16 protein-coding genes are annotated in these 18,163 nt (G+C 64.1%); 7 read left to right on the forward strand and 9 right to left on the reverse strand.

The annotated features are described in order from the left end of the window. The first annotated feature begins 75 nt into the window (after nucleotides 1-75). Complete coding sequence (locus EAO79_RS18025) at nucleotides 76-2,598, forward strand: ATP-binding cassette domain-containing protein (protein ID WP_124769859.1); 2,523 nt, start codon at nucleotides 76-78, stop codon at nucleotides 2,596-2,598. A gap of 28 nt (nucleotides 2,599-2,626) precedes the next feature. On the opposite strand, the gene EAO79_RS18030 is transcribed toward EAO79_RS18025, so the two are convergent. The 6 genes from EAO79_RS18030 to EAO79_RS18055 form a co-directional block, all read right to left on the reverse strand. After that, nucleotides 2,627-3,391: an ABC transporter ATP-binding protein gene (locus tag EAO79_RS18030; RefSeq protein WP_124769860.1), complete on the reverse strand. Its 765-nt coding sequence runs from the start codon at nucleotides 3,389-3,391 to the stop codon at nucleotides 2,627-2,629. Then, a complete protein-coding gene (locus EAO79_RS18035; protein ID WP_241160924.1) occupies nucleotides 3,388-4,362 on the reverse strand; it encodes an iron ABC transporter permease in 975 nt (324 codons plus the stop codon). Before EAO79_RS18035 ends, EAO79_RS18030 begins: the two co-directional genes overlap by 4 nt. A 79-nt stretch (nucleotides 4,363-4,441) precedes the next feature. Continuing rightward, nucleotides 4,442-5,530 carry an ABC transporter substrate-binding protein gene (locus EAO79_RS19435; RefSeq protein ID WP_124769862.1) on the reverse strand — a complete coding sequence of 363 codons (1,089 nt, stop codon included), beginning with the start codon at nucleotides 5,528-5,530 and terminating at the stop codon, nucleotides 4,442-4,444. Between the two features lie 352 nt (nucleotides 5,531-5,882). Next, nucleotides 5,883-6,764, reverse strand: a complete 882-nt coding sequence (locus EAO79_RS18045) for an SDR family oxidoreductase (protein ID WP_124769863.1) — start codon at nucleotides 6,762-6,764, stop codon at nucleotides 5,883-5,885. Nucleotides 6,765-6,789: 25 nt separating this feature from the next. After that, the gene (locus tag EAO79_RS18050) at nucleotides 6,790-7,371 is read right to left on the reverse strand and encodes a DUF5134 domain-containing protein (protein WP_124769864.1); all 582 of its coding nucleotides are present in this window, start codon (nucleotides 7,369-7,371) and stop codon (nucleotides 6,790-6,792) included. A 104-nt stretch (nucleotides 7,372-7,475) separates the two neighbouring features. Further along, nucleotides 7,476-8,960 (reverse strand): PepSY domain-containing protein, encoded by a 1,485-nt coding sequence (locus EAO79_RS18055; RefSeq protein ID WP_124769865.1) that lies wholly within the window; start codon nucleotides 8,958-8,960, stop codon nucleotides 7,476-7,478. 174 nt (nucleotides 8,961-9,134) lie between these two features. Between EAO79_RS18055 and EAO79_RS18060 the strand changes: the two genes are divergently transcribed. The 5 genes from EAO79_RS18060 (at nucleotide 9,135) to EAO79_RS18080 (ending at nucleotide 15,010) form a co-directional block, all read left to right on the forward strand. Continuing rightward, a complete protein-coding gene (locus EAO79_RS18060; protein WP_124769866.1) occupies nucleotides 9,135-9,359 on the forward strand; it encodes a heavy-metal-associated domain-containing protein in 225 nt (74 codons plus the stop codon). A gap of 9 nt (nucleotides 9,360-9,368) precedes the next feature. Further along, the gene (locus EAO79_RS18065) at nucleotides 9,369-11,420 is read left to right on the forward strand and encodes a cytochrome c oxidase assembly protein (RefSeq protein ID WP_124769867.1); all 2,052 of its coding nucleotides are present in this window, start codon (nucleotides 9,369-9,371) and stop codon (nucleotides 11,418-11,420) included. Beyond that, nucleotides 11,417-13,705, forward strand: coding sequence for a cation-translocating P-type ATPase (locus EAO79_RS18070; RefSeq protein WP_256386813.1), 2,289 nt, complete (start codon nucleotides 11,417-11,419; stop codon nucleotides 13,703-13,705). Before EAO79_RS18065 ends, EAO79_RS18070 begins: the two co-directional genes overlap by 4 nt. 78 nt (nucleotides 13,706-13,783) lie before the next feature. Beyond that, a complete protein-coding gene (locus EAO79_RS18075) occupies nucleotides 13,784-14,173 on the forward strand; it encodes a BlaI/MecI/CopY family transcriptional regulator (RefSeq protein WP_124769868.1) in 390 nt (129 codons plus the stop codon). Nucleotides 14,174-14,176: 3 nt separating this feature from the next. Next, nucleotides 14,177-15,010, forward strand: a complete 834-nt coding sequence (locus tag EAO79_RS18080) for a M56 family metallopeptidase (protein WP_124769869.1) — start codon at nucleotides 14,177-14,179, stop codon at nucleotides 15,008-15,010. Between the two features lie 385 nt (nucleotides 15,011-15,395). Here EAO79_RS18080 and EAO79_RS18085 read toward each other — a convergent pair whose 3' ends face one another. Both EAO79_RS18085 and EAO79_RS19570 read right to left on the reverse strand, forming a co-directional pair. Further along, nucleotides 15,396-16,868 carry a glycoside hydrolase family 43 protein gene (locus EAO79_RS18085; protein WP_124769870.1) on the reverse strand — a complete coding sequence of 491 codons (1,473 nt, stop codon included), beginning with the start codon at nucleotides 16,866-16,868 and terminating at the stop codon, nucleotides 15,396-15,398. Between the two features lie 73 nt (nucleotides 16,869-16,941). Next, nucleotides 16,942-17,142: an AbfB domain-containing protein gene (locus EAO79_RS19570; RefSeq protein WP_371413696.1), complete on the reverse strand. Its 201-nt coding sequence runs from the start codon at nucleotides 17,140-17,142 to the stop codon at nucleotides 16,942-16,944. Here EAO79_RS19570 and EAO79_RS19440 point away from each other — a divergent pair. Next, entirely contained in the window at nucleotides 17,045-17,245 is a 201-nt protein-coding gene (locus tag EAO79_RS19440) for a hypothetical protein (RefSeq protein ID WP_241160926.1), read from the forward strand. The genes EAO79_RS19570 and EAO79_RS19440 overlap by 98 nt on opposite strands. Here the strand turns inward: EAO79_RS19440 and EAO79_RS18095 are convergent. Then, a complete protein-coding gene (locus EAO79_RS18095; protein WP_124769871.1) occupies nucleotides 17,235-18,161 on the reverse strand; it encodes an AEC family transporter in 927 nt (308 codons plus the stop codon). The genes EAO79_RS19440 and EAO79_RS18095 overlap by 11 nt on opposite strands. Between the last annotated feature and the right edge of the window lie 2 nt (nucleotides 18,162-18,163).

Here is an 18,163-nt window from a genome sequence, read left to right on the forward strand (position 1 = left end):
GGCATGGGTCGATCAGCTGGCATGAGACCGAGAACGACGAACGAGACTTCATATCCACGTAACCAGGAGGCGACTATGTCAAAGACTCGGCCAACGGCGATCTTGGTGCGCGGCGCCCGCGTGCACAATCTGAAGAACGTCGATGTGGACATCCCGTTGAATCAGCTCGTCGCAGTCGCGGGGGTTTCCGGCTCTGGAAAATCCTCCCTGGCGCTCGGCGTGGTCTACGCGGAAGGATCACGCCGATACGTGGAAGCACTCTCCACCTACACCCGCCGACGCATGACGCACGCTGCCCGTGCCACGGTCGACTCGGTCACCTACGTGCCGGCTGCGCTTGCACTGCGTCAACGGCCGGGTGTGCCCAGCGTACGATCGACGTTCGGCACGTCCACAGAGCTGCTGAACGTTTTGAGAGTCGCGTTCTCGCGGCTTGGGTCGCACCTCTGTCCCAATGGACACCGTCTCGCCCCGACGATCGATGTCGCTGCGAACCTGGATCTCCAATGCCCAATCTGTGGAGCGACGTTCTATCCCCCCGGTGCCGAGTCCCTCGCCTTCAATTCAGACGGTGCGTGCTCGGTGTGCACCGGGACGGGATTCGTCCGCGACATCGACGACGCGGCGCTTGTGCCTGATCCGACGAAATCGATCAGCGAAGGCGCCGTCGCACCCTGGGGGATGTTCGGTCTGTCCGTGATGCCGCAGGTCGCTGCTGAACTCGGAGTACGCATCGATGTGCCGTACCGCGACCTCACCGACGCGGAACGGAGCATTGTCCTCGATGGGGCCTCGGTCAAGCGCGAGATCCGAGTGCCCTCGAAATCCGGGAAGCTCTTCGACCTGAACTTCACCTACCGCAATGCCCGACTCGCGGTCCGCGAAGCAATGGACAAGGCAACGAGCGAAACGGGGCTGGCACGAGTCAATCGGTTCATCACGGCGCAGGAGTGCTGGTCATGCCACGGGAGCCGACTGTCGAACGACGCTCTCGGTAGCGAGGTCGACGGAATCAACCTGGCCGCCGCGACCAGCAAGGACCTCAGCGCCGTCATGGACTGGATGGCCACGGTCCCGAGCCTCGTCTCGTCCGAGCTTCGCCCGATGGCGAGGCTGATCGCCGAACAATTCGCCGAGATGGGCACGCGTCTCCTCGAGCTTGGTCTCGGGTATCTCACCCTCGACCGGGCGAGCTCGACCCTTTCCACCGGCGAGCGCCAGCGGGTGCAACTCGCTCGAGCTGTCCGTAACCAGACGACTGGAGTCCTGTACGTCCTGGACGAGCCGTCCATCGGGCTCCACCCGGCGAACATCGACGGTCTGGTCGGGGTGATGCGCGACCTACTGGACGATGGGAACTCGGTCCTCCTCGTCGACCATGACGTGCAGGTGCTCCGCGAAGCCGATTGGGTGATCGAGATCGGTCCCGGTTCGGGCGGAAACGGCGGGACGGTGCTCGCTCAGGGAACCGTCGCGCAGATCGGCGCACATCCGAATTCACTGATCGGGGGCTACCTGGTCGGGGATGAGGACGTCATCGGCCGGAAGCGCGCCAAAGCCGATGAGATGTTCTCGATGGGCACGATCCAGGTCGCAACGACGCCCGTCCACACGGTCCATGCGCTCGAGGTCGCGATTCCGAAGGGGCGACTCATCGCGGTCACCGGCATGTCCGGCTCGGGCAAGACCACGTTGGTGCTCGACAGCCTGGCAGCAGCCATCAATGCAAGCCGGGACGGCACGAAGATACCCGCGCACGTCCAGAGCTTGGGTGCTGCAGGCCTCTCGAGCGCGGAGGTGGTCGACGCGACTCCGATCGGCACCAACGTCCGGTCGACGGTCGCGACCTACAGTGGCATCCTCGACGAGTTACGCCGACTCTTCGCCGCCACCGATGTCGCACGGGCTCGAGGACTGGGCGCGGGTGACTTCTCGTACAACACCGGGTCCCTCCGGTGTTCCCGATGCGAGGGTACGGGGCAGGTCGTACTCGACGTCCAGTTCCTTCCGGATGTCGAGATCCCCTGTCCGACGTGTGTCGGAACCCGGTACGGGCCGGACGCCGACACCGTCAGGATCACCACCAGTCGGGGTGACCGAAGTCTGCCGGAGCTCCTCGCCAGCACGGTCGAGGACGCTGGAGACATCTTGGCCGACCGTCCTCGCATCGCTCAGCGGCTCCAGACGCTCAGCTCTCTCGGCCTCGGTTATCTCACGCTGGGCGAGGACACACCGGCACTGTCCGGGGGCGAGGCTCAGCGGCTGAAGCTTGCAACCGAGCTCGGTCGGAAACATCGAGGCACGCTCTTCATCTTCGACGAACCATCTGTCGGCCTGCATCCTCGCGATATCTCGGTCCTCCTCGGCGTCCTGGATCGATTGCTGGCCACCGGCGCGACGGTGATCGTCATCGAACACGACCTGGACGTGATCTCGAACGCCGACTACGTGATCGACATGGGGCCGGGTGGAGGTGTCGAGGGAGGCAGGGTCGTGGCGACCGGCACTCCTGAGGAGGTCTGCCGCAACCCGGAAAGCGTCACAGGCCGATACCTGGGACCTGCCCTGAAGATCACTGGTGAGCGGACTGTCGGCTGACGGGAAGAACGAATTCGGGCCGGGCAGGTCATGGCGACGCGGTGACGATATGGGGGCGCCCGGTGATGGGGTGGTCGATGATGCGCGAATCGACGTGGAAAACGTCGTTGGTCAGCGACGGGGTCAGCGTCTGAGCCGGCGGACCATCGGCGTGGACACGACCGTCCTTCATGACGATGATGCGGTCGGCGTGGGAGACGGCGTGATCCAGGTCATGCAACACGATGATGCGGGTGAGCTCCACCGCAGCCAGGAGCTCGAGCAGCTCGTGCTGCGCAGTGACATCGAGGTGGTTCGTCGGCTCATCCAGTAGGAGGACAGGCGCGTCCTGTGCAAGGGCACGAGCCAGGAGTACCCGCTGGCGCTCACCGCCCGACAACGTGCTGTAGCGGCGATCCGAGAGGTGAGCGGCTCTGCAGCGCTGCAAAGCAGACTCGATCACATCGCGATCTCGGACCGACTCACCACGAAACCACGGCTGGTGCACATGACGTCCTGTGGCGACGATGTCACTCACGCGGAGACCGTCGTTGTTCGTCTGGTGTTGCGTGACCACGGCCCGCAACTTCGCAGCTTCCCGGGGTGACGCCTCCCACACGTCTGTTGTGCCGATGATGATCTGCCCCGTGTCTGGCTTCAGCGCACGATACAGGGCGCGAAGTAGCGTCGATTTCCCTGAACCATTCGGTCCGACGATCGCGACGAACGCGCCCGGCTCGATATCCAGCGAGAGCTGCTCGATGAACGGCCGTCCTCCCACGCTGACCTGGAGCTCATCGATGGAGAGCTTCATGACCGCCCCTCCGGCGAACGCATCAACCAGAGGAAGAAGGGCCCGCCGACCAAAGCCGTGAAGATCGTGAGTGGATACTCGTTCGGGCTGCCAATGGTCCGCGCGACGAGATCGACGAGGACCAGGAAGACTGCGCCGGACAGCGCGGAGACGGGCAGCAGCCGCCGATGGTCCGCTCCGACCAGCATTCGAACCGCGTGAGGGACGATCAACCCGACGAACCCGACGCCGCCTGCGACAGCCACCGTGACGGCGGTCAAGAGCGCAGCGACAAGCAGCAGTCCGAGTCGGAATCGACGGAGATCGACTCCCACGGCGACGGCGTCATCGTCTCCGAGAGCAAGCGCATTCAACCCGCGCGCTTGAATGAGCAGCCAAGCACCAGCTCCGAGCAGAGCGACAGTGGGCAAGGCGAGCGTTTCCCAACGAGCCCCTGCTACGCTGCCCATCATCCAGAAGAGGATGCCCCGAACCTGTCCAGGCTCGGCCTGCAACTGCGCAAAGCTGGTTCCGGCCATCGCGACGTATCCCAACGCCACTCCTGACAGCACCAAACGGATGTCCGTGAACGAACCGGACCGCTGAGCGAACGCGAAGACGAGGAGAAGGAGAACCAGCGCACCGATGAAGGCCGCCGCCGGTGTGCTGAGTCCGAACAGCGCGCCGGAGCCGAATGACATGACCAGCACTGCCCCCAACGAGGCCCCGGACGACACACCGACGATGTATGGATCTGCGAGCGGATTTCGGAGCAACCCTTGGAGTGCGGCACCGGCCAGTGCGAGGCTGGCGCCCACGACGGCGGCCATGAGAACCCGGGGGACTCGCAGCTCCCAGACGATCTGCTGGTCGAGCGGATCGAGCCCTGCCGCTCGACCGGTGAGGTTCGCACACAACACGGCGATGACCCGGTCTGCGGAGATGTTGACGCTACCGAAACCGATCGCGAGCAGCGCCACCACCACGGTCACGCAGACCGTCGCCGCCAACCACCATGCGAGTGGCGCATTTCCCCCCGAACGATGCGCGGCACTGGCCGCCGTCACCGTCCTAGAACGCGTCGGGATGTGCGGCACGGGCGATCTTGTCGATGGCTGCCGCGTTCGTAGGGCCGACGTACACCCCGTCTGAGACCTTGACGTAGTTGTTGGTCCGTGAAGCCTCCCACTGGGGGTACGCGGCAAAGATCTTTGCGGCCGCGGCGTCGAGGTCCTCCCCCGGCATGAATCCACCGACGACGAGCAGCTGCACATCGGCTGCCGCCAACTGCTCTTCAGTGATGTTCTCGGTCAGGTCGGTGTCCGCGTTGGCGAAGGAACTCGTGACTCCGGCTCGCTCGAGCACATCGTCGAAAATACCGCCGGCCATGACCGCCGGAAGTCCGTTCGCACTCATCATCGACATCCCTGGGAACACGATGAGCCCGGTCGGTCGGTCCGCTCCGTCCACGGCCAGTGAGACGGCTTCGATCTGTTGACGTTGTTCATCGACGAGTGCCTGTGCCGCGGCCTGCACGTCGAACACGTTGCCGACAAGGTTCAAGAAGTCGAAGGACGACTCGATCGTGGCAGAGGCGAACGTCTCTCGTTCGGCGTCAGTCGCATCATCCTTCCCCATGGCACAGTTGGCAGGATTCACAATGGACTCGATACCGAGACCTGCGAGTTCCTCCCGCGTCGCCTGCCCGGCATCCGCGTCGAAACCTCCAGACCAGGTCGATATCACCAGGTCTGGTTTGAGCGCCAGGAGCTGTTCAGACGGGATGTCGAAACTCCCCATGTCGAGATTCGCTGTCGGCAGTGCGTCGATCTGCTCGACGAGTTCGGGACTGTCCGACATGCCGTAGTTCTGCGCGTTGGCGAGCACAGCATCGCTCAGCCCCAGCATGACCATCGACTCGACTTCGCTGACCGAAGCGCCGTTGAGGAGCACGACCCGCTCAGGAGCTTTCTCGAACGTCTGCTCGTATCCGCAGTTGTCGATCGTGAAGGGATAGCTGGTCGCTCCCCCGGTCAATTTCGTTCCGTCGGTAAGAGCAGCCTGGGGTGCTGCAGCTTGCGCAGAGCAACCAGCCAGTGCCGCTAGGAGGAATGCCGATCCGACCGCGAGCGCGGTGCGTCGTTGACGGGGAGAGTTCATGAGCGAGATCGCCTTTCACAAGACACGAGTGCGTGGATGGCCCAACCACTGATCGACGGAAGGACCCAGAGCGTGGAGAACACCCGTATAACGCCAAGGTCGAGCACGAGTGCATGATTCACGACGCTACTCTACATCATGTAGAGCACCGATCCACGGAGCTCGGGGGGCTTGTTCTACGTGTTGTAGAATTAGCTCGGATGCGATGTCGTCACCTCAGGAGCGTCACGTCCAATCGGAGGCCGGCCCTTCCGCTCGTCACGGAGACACACGGGTCGGCCTCCTCCCTCAAGGTGGTGCGCATCAGGGACGATGACCCCGGCCAGGTTCGAAGACACGTCCACGCCGGCACTCAGATGCCGAGGTCCCCGAGCCATTCGTGCACCGCTCGAGGCCGCAGGCCCAACAGGCTCACAGCGGACACTGAACCGTCGGTCGCCCGACTCTGAACCTGAGCACGGTGCAGGCGGTCGACGACAGACTGGCCGGACACCGCGCCCCCGTCGGCGAACGCACTGAGCTCAAGGAACGCGTCCTGCGAGATGGCCTCGTAGGCGATCTCACGTTCGAAGTAGCGACTGAAACCAGCCGCGATGTCGGGACCAGACAGCCCCGGAGAGGCACCGACCAATACGCCCCCGCCGACGTGCTGGTGGAAGAGCTGGGTGACGGTGTCCGCGACATCGAGGTGCGAGCTCCAGCGGAGCCTTACGTCACGGTGCATCGGGAGCCGGAGCACCCCCTCGCGAAGCGCTGCGTCGAAGATCTGCGGCGCCAGCAGGTTCTCAAGCGAGATCTGCGGCTCGACGACGGCGAACGGGACACCGATGGCCTGCAGCTCATGATGCAGGATGGCGATGGCCGAACCGGAGCCGGGGCCAATTGCGTGCCCGCTCGTGGACATGACGACGCGCCTGGGTCGAGCGACGCGAATGGCTCGGCTGACCGCCATCATCTGCGCGCGATGGTCCTCCGGTCGTCCCTCAGGGAGGTGGATGAAGACGCCACCCGAACCGCGATAGGCCCGTATCAGAGCTTCGGTGGACGACAGATCTACGACCATGGCCGGGCCTCCGATGCGAGTGACATCTCGGACAGCCCCGATCGCGTTGAAGCCGGCAGCGGTGAGCGCGGTCACGACGGGTGCTCCTTGCGCCCCTGTTGCACCGTGCACGATGTACCTCAGCGACGGACCACTCATCGGCCTCACCGACTTCCTCTGACACTCGCGCATTGGTCGACAAGCGACGTCGGCAGGTTCACCACACCGGCCAGAAGCCGAGGCACATACCGATCGCCATGAGCGCCATGAGGGAGAGGTTCAGACGAACGACAGAGGGAGCCCGTCGTAGGCGGATGAAACTTGCGAGGTACCAGATCGTCGACACACCGAAGGCGACCATGAACGACACACTGATGACGTTCTCGGCCGTCCACATGAGGCCCTGCGGCGGATCCATGTGCCCCTCGTCGTGGGACATGCCGTTCATCAGGACGCCCATGACGACCATCGCTCCCATCATGAACGCATGGAACCCGACCCTGGGCCAGCCAGCGTGATGATGACTCGAGATGGGCGAATCCGGGTCCGTGTGATGAGCCGGAGCGGGAGTGCCGAAGAGCAGCACCAGATAGAACAGGGTGGCCAACGAGAAGACGATGATCTGGATGACCGGAGGAAAGACGGCCATACCCCAGGACCATGGCATCGCGAGCATGGAGAAGCTCATGACCACGTGGAAGATGTCGCTGAGCCGCCCTACTGGGTCGCGATCTCGCGCGGCCCGGATGAGGTAGCCGACGCCGGTGACGAAGAACAGGACGGTCATGATGATCGCCACGGGGGTTGGGTACGGCACGGTGTCCCTTCAGAACGTGGATACGGCGAACGTCGAGCAGATGCTGCGGGAGGTGGCGGCTTGGGATCGAGGTGTTCCTGAAACCATCACGCTCGCGTCGCACGTCGTTGGAATTCCCCGACCAGCACGTCCGTGACGACGAAGGCGGCGAGACTCAGACCGAGCAGCGGAAGGAACAGCCCGATCACCAGCCCCCCGGCCAGGATCGCCAGCACTCCCCACCAGGGTGCGCGTGCAAGCACCTGTGAGGCCGGCGGCTTCCCGACGAGGCGCCCGCCGCCCGTTGGACGGCGCTTCCACCACATCAGGTACCCGAAGATGATCATTGCCATGATCCCGGCCGCGAGCACGAACAACGCCAGTTGATTGGGGAGCCCGAACATCGATCCCATGTGGGTGTCGATGCCCCAGCGCGTGAGCTTCGCCGCCAGTGGGAATTCCGAGAAATCCGTGCGGTCCGTCACTTGCATCGTCGCACCGTCGATGGCGACCGCGTCTACTTCCGTCGGAAAGCTGCGTTGAATCTCCTGGACCACCCACGCCGAGCCTGCCTCTGCGGGGGGCCTGATCTCCACCAACCCCGTGTTGACGTTGACGCCTCGGGCGACAGCCAGTGCTCGCTCGAAATCCTCGGGAGAGGGTGCAGGAGCCGGAGTACCGCCGTCGGACGCACCGCCCCCGCCATGCCCAGCGTGCTCTCCGCTTGGAGATGAACCGCCGGAGAGGTCCGTCTGTACTGACGGAGTCGACCAATCGGACGCTTGACGAAGCGTGCTGAAGTTTCCCCCGCCCCATTGCGACCACGAAATGCCCGTGGCCGAGAGGAACAGAGCGCCGATGAGTAGCCAGACTCCAGTGGATGCATGCCACGAGAAGATGCGGCGATATCCGCGCGCCGAACGATTGGGGCGGAGGAAGTCTCTTTTGGAGCGACTCCTCCGTATACGCGCTATCCACAGCCCGAGGCCTGCCAGGGCGATGATGCCAAGCCAGGATGCGGCGAGCTCGCTGTACAGTCGTCCCGCATCGCCCAGGTGGAGATTGCGATGCAACTGATCGATCCATGTGCGGATCGGGAGAGCGCCACTCGTCCCATAGGCGGTGAGGTCCCCGCGGATCTCCGCGGTCGAAGGATCGACGAAGATCGCTCTCGTCTCACTCTCCCCGAGACGGCCGTCCGCGTACATCACGCGGGTGGTATCACCCGGGCGAGGTGCCGGCCGCACTGCGACGATGGTCTCTGACCCACCGACAAAGGCCTCCGAGGCAGCAATCTGCTCGGCAAGTGGCACGGTGTGACCACGCACCGGCGCATGCAGCTGCTGGGCGTAGACCATCTGCTCCAACTGAGGCGTCAACGCATACAGAGCCCCACTGCCCGCAGCGACGAGGATGAACGGCCCCACGAAGATGGCGGCGTAGAAATGCAGGCGGAGGAGAAAGGACGGAAACCAGCTGCGTCGGCGGGGCAGCCCCGCCGGAGGGCCCGCATCAGCGCCGCGTGCGTCCTGGCGGTCGTGCAACCTGGTCAATACCTTCTCCTTCGGGCGCGTGGAGTCCCCGAGTTCCATGAGGATCTGCGGAAACCGAGAGCGTGCTGTCGCATGTGCTCTACAAATAGTAGAGCACATGCGGCGACCCTCCGTGGCAACGGAGCATCGGACAGGCGGGGTGACATACGCGCGTACTACTGCTTGTAGAGTAGACGAGGGCAGCTGCCCTCCATCGACTGAGAGAGGTACCTCATGTCCGACATCACGACCACCTACTCGGTATCAGGTATGACGTGCGAGCATTGCGTCGCGTCCGTGACCGAAGAGCTCTCCGAGATCTCCACAGTCCACGCGGTGGACGTCCACCTCGAATCCGGATCCGTGCAGGTGTCATCGACCGCGCCGCTCAGCGAAGCCGCCATCCGGAACGCCATCGAAGGCGTCGGCTACACCTTCAACGGCCTCGCCTCAAGCTGAGGCGCCTCCGTGAACGACATCGCAGCGCGGGAGCGACCGAGCCATGTGCAGGCGCTTCGGCGTCCTTTGACCGCTGCGGTGGCACTGTCGGCGCTCATCGTGATCGGGGTGATCCTGGCGGTCGGTGATTCGAGTTACGTCGACCTCAGCAGAGGCGACCCGGGGCCAACCGTGTCTCTTGGGACCGGCGTCCTTCGGCTGATCGCCGAGTGGGCGGGCATCCTCTGCGTGAGTGCGCTCGTGTACGTGGCGTTCCTGCAGGTCCGAAGCGGGCGAGAACGAACCGTTGTCGAGAACATTGCCGAGCTCTCCGTCGTTCGGGTGAGCGCACTCGTCTGGACGCTCGCCGGAGGTGGGCTGGTCGTCTTCGACGCAGCGGATGCGAACGGGGTGACGCTCGAGCGCGTGCTGTCTCCCGGCGGCCTGCCCTACCTCGTGAGCGCGATGGATCTCCCGAAAGCCTGGATCCTCGTCACCGTCGCGGCGTTCATCATCTTCTGCGGCGCGTGGTGGACGCGATCCTGGACGACCACACTCGTCTTAGCGGCCGTGGCGGTCCTCGCCTTGATCAGTCCAGTCCTGGTTCATCAGGTCCTGGTCGGGCCCGGCCATGACTTCGGCAGTGATCTCGCAACCTTCGGCGTGCCGGCAGCCGGGATCGTAATCGGTGTGCCGATCGTACTCATCCTCGTCACGACGAGAGGCTTTGGGCTCCCGCCACGGACGCTGCGGCGCGCCCGAGCCCTACTCCGAGGCGCCTGGGCCGTCGCGTTCGCGGTGGAGATCGGTTTGCTCCTCTTCAAGACCGTGTTGCTGAGATTCGCCCTCACACCGACAGCAGGACTGATCGCCGTCCGGCTCCTCGTCCTCCTGCTCGTCGCAGCGCTCGCGTCAGCACTCATTGCTCGGCTTCTGGATGCTTCCTCTCCGGACGCGTCGAGGGCGGTCGCCCTCCGGCACCTCTGGCCGCTTGCCCTGACGGCCGCCGTCTACATCGGCGTCACCGTCGCGATGACGAGGATCCCCCCGCCCCAGTACTTCATGCCCGTCAGCGCCATGGAAGTGCTGTTCGGCTTCGAGATGCTAAAGGCCCCAACGCTTGCCATCCTCTTCGGCGAATGGAGAGGCAACATCTTGTTCGCCGTCGTCGGTGCTGTGGCGGTCATCCTGTACCTCGGTGCCGTCATCAGGCTCCGCCGCCGCGGGGACGCATGGCCGGTCGGCCGCACCGTGGCCTGGGTCCTCGGTTGGGCCGTCATCGTTTTCGCGACGTCCTCCGGATTCGGATCCTATTCCGGCCCGTCGTTCAGCATCCACATGATGGTGCACATGGGTCTGAACATGTTCGGCCCAGTCCTCCTCGCGATGGGCGGCGTGGTCACCCTCCTCCTTCGGGCTACGCCCCCCGCCAAGCGACGAGACGTGGCTGGACCACATGAATGGTTGATCGACATCATCGGCAGCCCGATCGCCCGATTGGTGTTCAATCCGATACTCGTTTTCCTCGTATTCGTCGGGTCGTACTACGCGTTGTACCTGTCGCCGTTGTTCGAGGAGGCGATGCGCTTCCACTGGTCGCATCAACTCATGAACATTCACTTCCTGGTCTCCGGGTACCTCTTCTACTCGCTGATCATCGGCGTGGATCGCCCGCCGCGGCCGTTACCGCACCTCGGCAAACTCGGGTTCGTCCTCGCAGCGATGCCGTTCCACGCGTTCTTCGGAGTGATCGTGATGACGAGCACCACACTGATCGCCGGAAACTTCTACGCCTACATGAGGGCGCCCTGGCACGACGACTTGCTCGCCGACCAGCACCTCGGCGGGGGCATCGCCTGGGCTGCAGGAGAAATCCCGTTGCTCATCGTGGTGATTGCACTGTGCCTGCAATGGGCGCGTCAGGATGACCGAGAAGCGAAACGCAAGGATCGACACCTCGATTCCGGGGTGGACGAGGACTTCGACGCGTACAACGACATGCTGAAACACCTCGCCGACCGAGGTCGGCTCCAGCCCCAGCAGCCGACGGCATCCGCTCAACGAAAGGACACTGGATCGTGAACTTCAGCGACGACTACCTCGAACTGAACGTCAGCGGAATGACCTGCGCCGCGTGCGCCGGCCGAGTCGAACGAAGCCTCAACAAGTTGGACGGCGTGACCGCCTCGGTGAACTACGCGACCGAACGAGCCGTGGTCGCCGGGCTCACGCCGGCGGAGTCCGAACGTGCACTCGAAGCCATCACCAAGGCCGGCTACGGTGCGGTGGTCCGCACTGAGGGCGATGACGACTGGAACCGCCGTGCCACGGCGGACCGGATCGCCTCCCTGAGACGGCGCCTCACACTCTCCGCGATACTCACCATCCCCCTCTGCGACCTGACCATCATCCTGGCCCTCGTCCCCGATCTGAGATTTCCCCTGTGGGAACTCGTCTGCATCTTGCTGGCGTTGCCCATCGTCTTCTGGTGCGCATTGCCGTTCCACCGTGCCACGATCAGAAATCTGCGCCATGGCACCGTGAGCATGGACACCTTAGTATCGCTCGGCATCGTCGCCTCCTTCGGATGGGCGGTGACGACTCTCCTCATCGGCGGATCGGACGAGCCAGGCTATTGGCTCGGATTCGGGATGACCCCGGCCGGGGCGGACTCGATCTACTTGGACGTTGCGGCAGGCATGACGACTTTCCAACTCGCGGGTCGATACTTCGAGACGCGTTCGCGCCGACGGGCGGGCGACGTCCTCTCAGCACTCGGCAACTTGGCCGCCACGGAAGCGAGAGTGCTGAGATCTGGCGTGGAACACGTCATCCCGACCATCGAGCTCCGCAAGGGCGACACGATCATCGTCCTCGCCGGCGAGACGATCGCCGCGGACGGCACCGTCGTCGCCGGTTCCGGTGTCGTCGATGCCAGCATGATGACTGGCGAGCCGGTTCCGATAGAGGTCGTCCAGGGATCCCCCGTCGTCGGCGGCACGATCAACACCTCTGGCCGACTGACAGTGGAAGCGACCTCTGTGGGAACCAACACGCAGCTGGCACAGATGGCGTCGCTGGCTGAACAGGCCCAGGAACGAAAAGCCCGAGTACAGAAACTCGTCGACCGGATCATCACCGTCTTCGTTCCTGCGGTCATCTCACTGTCACTCGTCGTCGGATTCGCGTGGCTTGCGTTCGGAGCAGCACCTCGAGACGCCTTCGGCACGGCCATTGCGGTCCTCATCATCGCTTGTCCGTGCGCTCTCGGCCTCGCAACCCCCACCGCGCTCATGGTCGGCGTCGGTCGAGGGGCCCAGATCGGAATCCTCATCAAGGGACAGGACGCACTGGAAGCAAGTGGGCGAATCGACACCGTCGTCTTCGACAAGACCGGAACGGTGACGACGGGCCAAATGCGTGTTGCCGACGCCGTGATCGCAGGCTCTCACATGGAACGTGAGGTTCTCGCCATGGCACGGTCCGTCGAATCCGCATCGGAGCATGCGATCGCGAAAGCGCTGGTGGAGTACGCCGATGGACTCGGCGCCCATCATCTCGACGTCACCGACTATAAGACGCTCGCAGGGCTGGGTGCCCGAGGGAGGGTCAACGACAAGGAGGTCCTTGTCGGGAGCGAGAAGCTCGTACGCGCACACGGAGCGAGCCTCGATGACCTGCCGATCGGTGACCCGGAACACACAGCCGTGTACGTCGTCATCGACGGCACGACTGCTGCACGATTCGTGCTGACGGATGAGATCAAGCGCTCCGCTCGACCGACGATTGATCGACTCCGGAACCTCGGACTCCGAACCATCCTCCTCAGTGGAGACGCGACGACTGCGACGGAGCGGGTCGGCGCGCTCGTCGGTGTCGACGAGGTGATCGCCGGGGTCCTCCCGACTGAGAAGGCGGCCACGATCAGTCGACTCCAAGAGGAGGGACACGTCGTCGCGATGGTGGGTGATGGCATCAACGACGCAGCGGCGCTCGCGACCGCAGATCTCGGCCTCGCCATGGTTGAAGGCACCGACGTGGCGATGAAGTCGGCGGACATTATCCTCGTGCGTGATGATCTCGGTGTCGTCGTCGATGCGGTCCAGCTGTCCCGGAAGACACTGAGCACCATCAAGGGCAACCTCATCTGGGCGTTCGGCTACAACCTGGCGGCTATCCCCATCGCGGCAGCTGGTCTGCTCAACCCACTGATCGCCGCGGCCGCAATGAGCGTCTCGTCGATCCTGGTCATCTCGAACAGTCTGCGGCTGCGGAACTACCAGCCGACTCCCCCGACCAGGCCTGAGCGGGGGGTCGCACCGTCCGCTCGTGGTCAGCAGAACGCTGCCGGAGCTGGTGTGATCTGACGGATGTGGCCCGTCCCATACCGGACGGGCCGCTTTGAGAAATATAGAATGACTTAGCGAACGAGCGACGGAGGACTCATGGCGGGAGAACGTCTACGAGGGCGCGGCGAGCTGGAGAACACGGTGCTCAGGATCCTCTGGGAGAGTGACGAGGCGCTGCGCGTGCGCGAGATCCAGGAACGTTTCCCCGAGAAGCAGCCTGCGATCACCACGCTGCTGACCGTGCTCGAACGGCTGCGGTTGAAGGGGAGTGTCCTACGAGAGGCGGACGGGCCGAAAGGGAACCGCTTCGCCGCCAGCACCAGTGAATCCGGGTACGCCGCAGACGCCATGCTGAGTGCCTTGACCGGGGTCGGCGATCGATCCGCTGCGCTGGTGCACTTCGCTGGAGACCTCGATGACGACGACGTGGAGCTCCTCCGGTCAGCGCTCGACGCCAAAGCACGCCGCTCACGCCGTCAGACCTGAGCGATGTTCCTCGTTCTCGCCTTATTGGGCTATGCCGCTCTCACGATCGTCATGGCTCCGCTCGTCCTCACACGGGGAATGTGGCGACTTCGATTTCCACGGACGGCACTTTTGCTCTGGCATGGCGCTTTCCTCAGCGGCATAGCGGCAGCTCTCATCAGCATGGTCGTCGCGGTCGTTCTTGCTGTCGGAGTCCACACCGCTGTACCCGACGGTCGGACCAATGTCCTGGAGCCGACGGTTATCGTCCTGGCTGCATGGCTGGCGCTAGGGACTGTCGGCGGATTGATCGCGCTGGTCTTCGCGAGAGCAGAGCCGCTCTTCGAGCTTGACCGTGAGGCCGAGGCATCGTTCTCGGAATTGCTTGGATCAGGCTTCGCGCGCGTGGAACACGTCGGCAACCTCACCGTGAGGTACATCGACTCCTCCCTGCCGGTCGCGTGCACGACACCGGGACGTCGACCGGAGGTGATCGTCTCGTCGCGCCTGGAGTATGCACTCACCCCTTGGGAGCTGCGGGCCGTCATCGAACACGAGCGCGCTCATGTCAGACATCGGCATGCATTCGCCAAGCGCCTCGCTCTACTCAACTCAGCCTGTCTCCCGACCGTCCGCGGCGCGACACAGTTCAAGCGTTCCACCAACCTGCTGATTGAACTCATCGCAGACGACAGCGCGGCTCGCGTCTGCGGGAGCGATCAGGTGGCCGCTGCTCTCGCACGCGTTGCGGAGCTGAGCGGAAGTGCCGGAACGGCCGTGAGATCCGAGCGGCTCCTCCAGTTGCCGGCGAAGCGACTGAGTGCCGCTGGCCGTCGGCTCTTGGTTGCGGGCGGTTGAGCGTCCTGATCGCAGCCCTCGCCATCCTCTACAATATGTAGAAGTTGTTCGGCGTCCACCGCGAGTCGGACGGGGAGGGAAGTCGCATCTCCATACTCCTGGTTCTCACTCAGCTCATCGCCCTTTCTGGACTCATCATCCTCATCGGATTGGGATCACCTCCGAGGAACGATGACGTGCCGGACCCCACGTTCGTCGAGGAGATCTCGGGATACGCCGAATCACTTCGCCGATGTCTGGCGCGGCTCAGGAGGCGGGACCACTGAGGTGGCGACCCAATACTAGAGTCGCCTCAGAGCTCACCAGACTCCTCAGCGCGACCCGTCGAGCTCCCGAGCGGGCCGCGCTGAGTGGTCGGAGATTACTCCGACGGAGAAACTGGCGATCAGTAGACGACGTCGAACGTGGCATCCGCTCGATCAAGTACCGTCGAGATCCGCGTGAGCTCCAGTTGACCGTTGATGTGTCGGATGTAGCGATCCGGGTAGTTCACCGACCTGAAGGAGTCCCATCCGGCGTCGGCAAGCCCCGGGACTCTCGTGAAGGTTGCGTCTGCGCGGTAGCCGGCTGTCCCGTCGTTCGACGCCAGCACCAGCTTGAATCCCGAGTGACGGAGGAAATGCCCCGGGTAGTTCACGGACTCCAACGAGACCGCCGAGGGGTCCGACAATCCAGCGACGATCCGCCACTGCGAGTCAGCCTGAGGATCGAACGGAACCGCATCGATACGGGCTTTGAGACCCGCATGCCTGACGTACGAGCCGGGGTAGTTGAACGACTTCAGTCGCTCGCTTTGCGATCCGCCGAAGCGTCCGAGCAAGCGATCATAGTCGGCACGGGCGATCGGCTTGATGCTGTTGTGCTTCGACCCGAGCGGTGCGGTGAAGTCGGCACTGCTGACGGCGTTCCACGTTCCAGTCGTGATGTCGCCCTGCCAGCTGACGAACGTGCTGTTGGGGCAATAGTTGTCACCCCACAACGTCCAGGAACTAGGGTCGGTCAACGATCGCACCAGTGTCGGAGCCTCAGCACATCCGGGTAGGTTCGGGGCCTCCGAATATTGACGGAAACTGCCCGGCTCGAGCGTTGACGACCTCGCTCCCATGAGGCCTGCGTCGGGGTTCGGCCCTCGATAGTAGAGGTAGTTCTGGCCCCCGACACCCGTCACGACGTCGGAGTCGATCACACCGCCCCGTCCTCCGTTGTCGAAGAAGCGGACAGCCGGTGACGCCGTCCGGAAATCGGTGGTGTAGGAGACCATGATGACGCCTTCTGGCCCACCTGTCGGCGAGGCCGAGTAGGTGATCCCGTATTGCTGACGAACGGGGTCCCAATGGACAGCCGGCGCCCAGGTGTATGACCCGGGGTTCGCCGAGTTCACGCTCAGCAGCCGATCGGCCGACCAGGTGACGAGGTCGGGCGATGTCCAGACATGCAGGTTGGGATTCGCTTGGCCAAAGGGCACACCGACCTCGAGATCTGTCGCGAGGAGCACCCAGGTGCCGTCCTGCAGTCGATGGATGAACGGGTCGCGTATTCCGCCCGTACCCGCCGTCGGGTCGAGGATCGGCCGGTTGTCGTTGAGTGCCTGCCACTGCCTGCCATCGAGACTTACGGCCAGATGGACGTTGTTGGAGTTCCCGGTGCCGTCGAGGCTCTCCCGGAAGTAGGTCATGACGTAGGCCGCGTCGGCGTCCGCAGCTGCTGCCGGGGATACCGGGCTTCCGGCTGTCACGAGGCCAGCAAGTATCGCGACGCTGCTGGCGAGCGCGAGGAGGGATCCTCGGCGCAGCCTGGTCGGCAGATGTCCGGTGTACTGACGCTGTCGCAGAACGTCCGGAGTGTGAAGTGGGAGCATGCTGGTTCCTTCCAAGGAGTTGCGTGATCGAGCGGTGTCGGGTCGAGAGCGCGTCGCGTTCCGACGCCCCTGATCAGTCGATGGCGAACGTCGCATCGGCCGAACCGACCGTGCCGCTCACCCGCTCCACGTACAGGCGATAGTCGCGGTGCCGGAGGTAGGTTCCGGGTGTGGCGATGGACTCGAATGACGTCTTCGCGGCGTCCGCAAGCCCTGCACGAAGCGTGAACGAAGCCGCGGCCGCGAACGTCGGTGTGGACGACGCTGTCCGGATCAATGACAGCGCTCACGCAGGGCTGGAGATCGCCCTCCTCGACCTGTTGCCGGTGCCGCGCATGACTCTGTGGCACGCCACTACCCGGCCGCTCACGAACTGACGTTCAGGAGCGAGAGGAGCAGGGGGATGGTCACACAAGCGAGGACCGTCTGGACACCGGTGATGGACGCCATCAGCCGCGCGTCTCCGCCCATGCGGGACGCGAGTACATAGGCCGACGGCGCCGTAGGGACGGCCGTGATGAGCAGGATGCTCGTCAGGGTCGGTCCGGTGATCCCGAAGGTGAAGGCGATGGCGACTGCGCCGAGCGGGAGCGCGATGAGCTTCACGATGGCCGTGATGCCGATATCGAGGATGTCTCGTCGGGAAAATGACCAGCGAAGCGCCGCACCGGAGATGAGTGTGCCGCAGACGAGGGCCGGAGCTGCGAGAAGCATGATCGTCGAGGAGACCGGGCCAGGCAGTGATACCCCGGAGAGATTGACGATGAGGCCGAGGGCGACGCCCTGGATGAGTGGGTTCACGAGCATCTCTTTCCACAGTGGCGGTTTGCGGCTGTCTCTTAGGCGGTCACCGAACCTGGACAGCGCACTGACGGAGATCACGTTGACGAGGGGCACGACGACCGCGCTGGCCAGAGCAAAGGTCGCCGTCCCCTCTGCCCCGTGGAGCGACGAGGCGAAGACGAGCCCGATATAGGTATTGATCCGGATCGAGCCTTGCACGAGTGACGTCAGCTGTGGACCGCCCGCGCGCAGCGGCCGCCGGAGAACGACGATCACTCCTGTTGCGACGAGGATGGGCGCAGCGACGCTCACAGCAAGCGGTCCGAGGGGGACCGATCCGAGGTCCGTCGACGCCACAGAGGTGACGAAGAGGGCAGGGGTGAAGACCCGGTAACTCATCCACTCGAGGCCGCGCCAGAAGCTCGGGTCGCTGACGAACCAACGTCGGATGGCCGCCCCACCTCCCAAGAGCAGGAGTATCGGGACGATCGCCGTTGCCACACCAGTCATGA

Source organism: Plantibacter sp. PA-3-X8 (assembly GCF_003856975.1).
GTDB classification, from domain to species: Bacteria; Actinomycetota; Actinomycetes; order Actinomycetales; family Microbacteriaceae; genus Plantibacter; species Plantibacter auratus.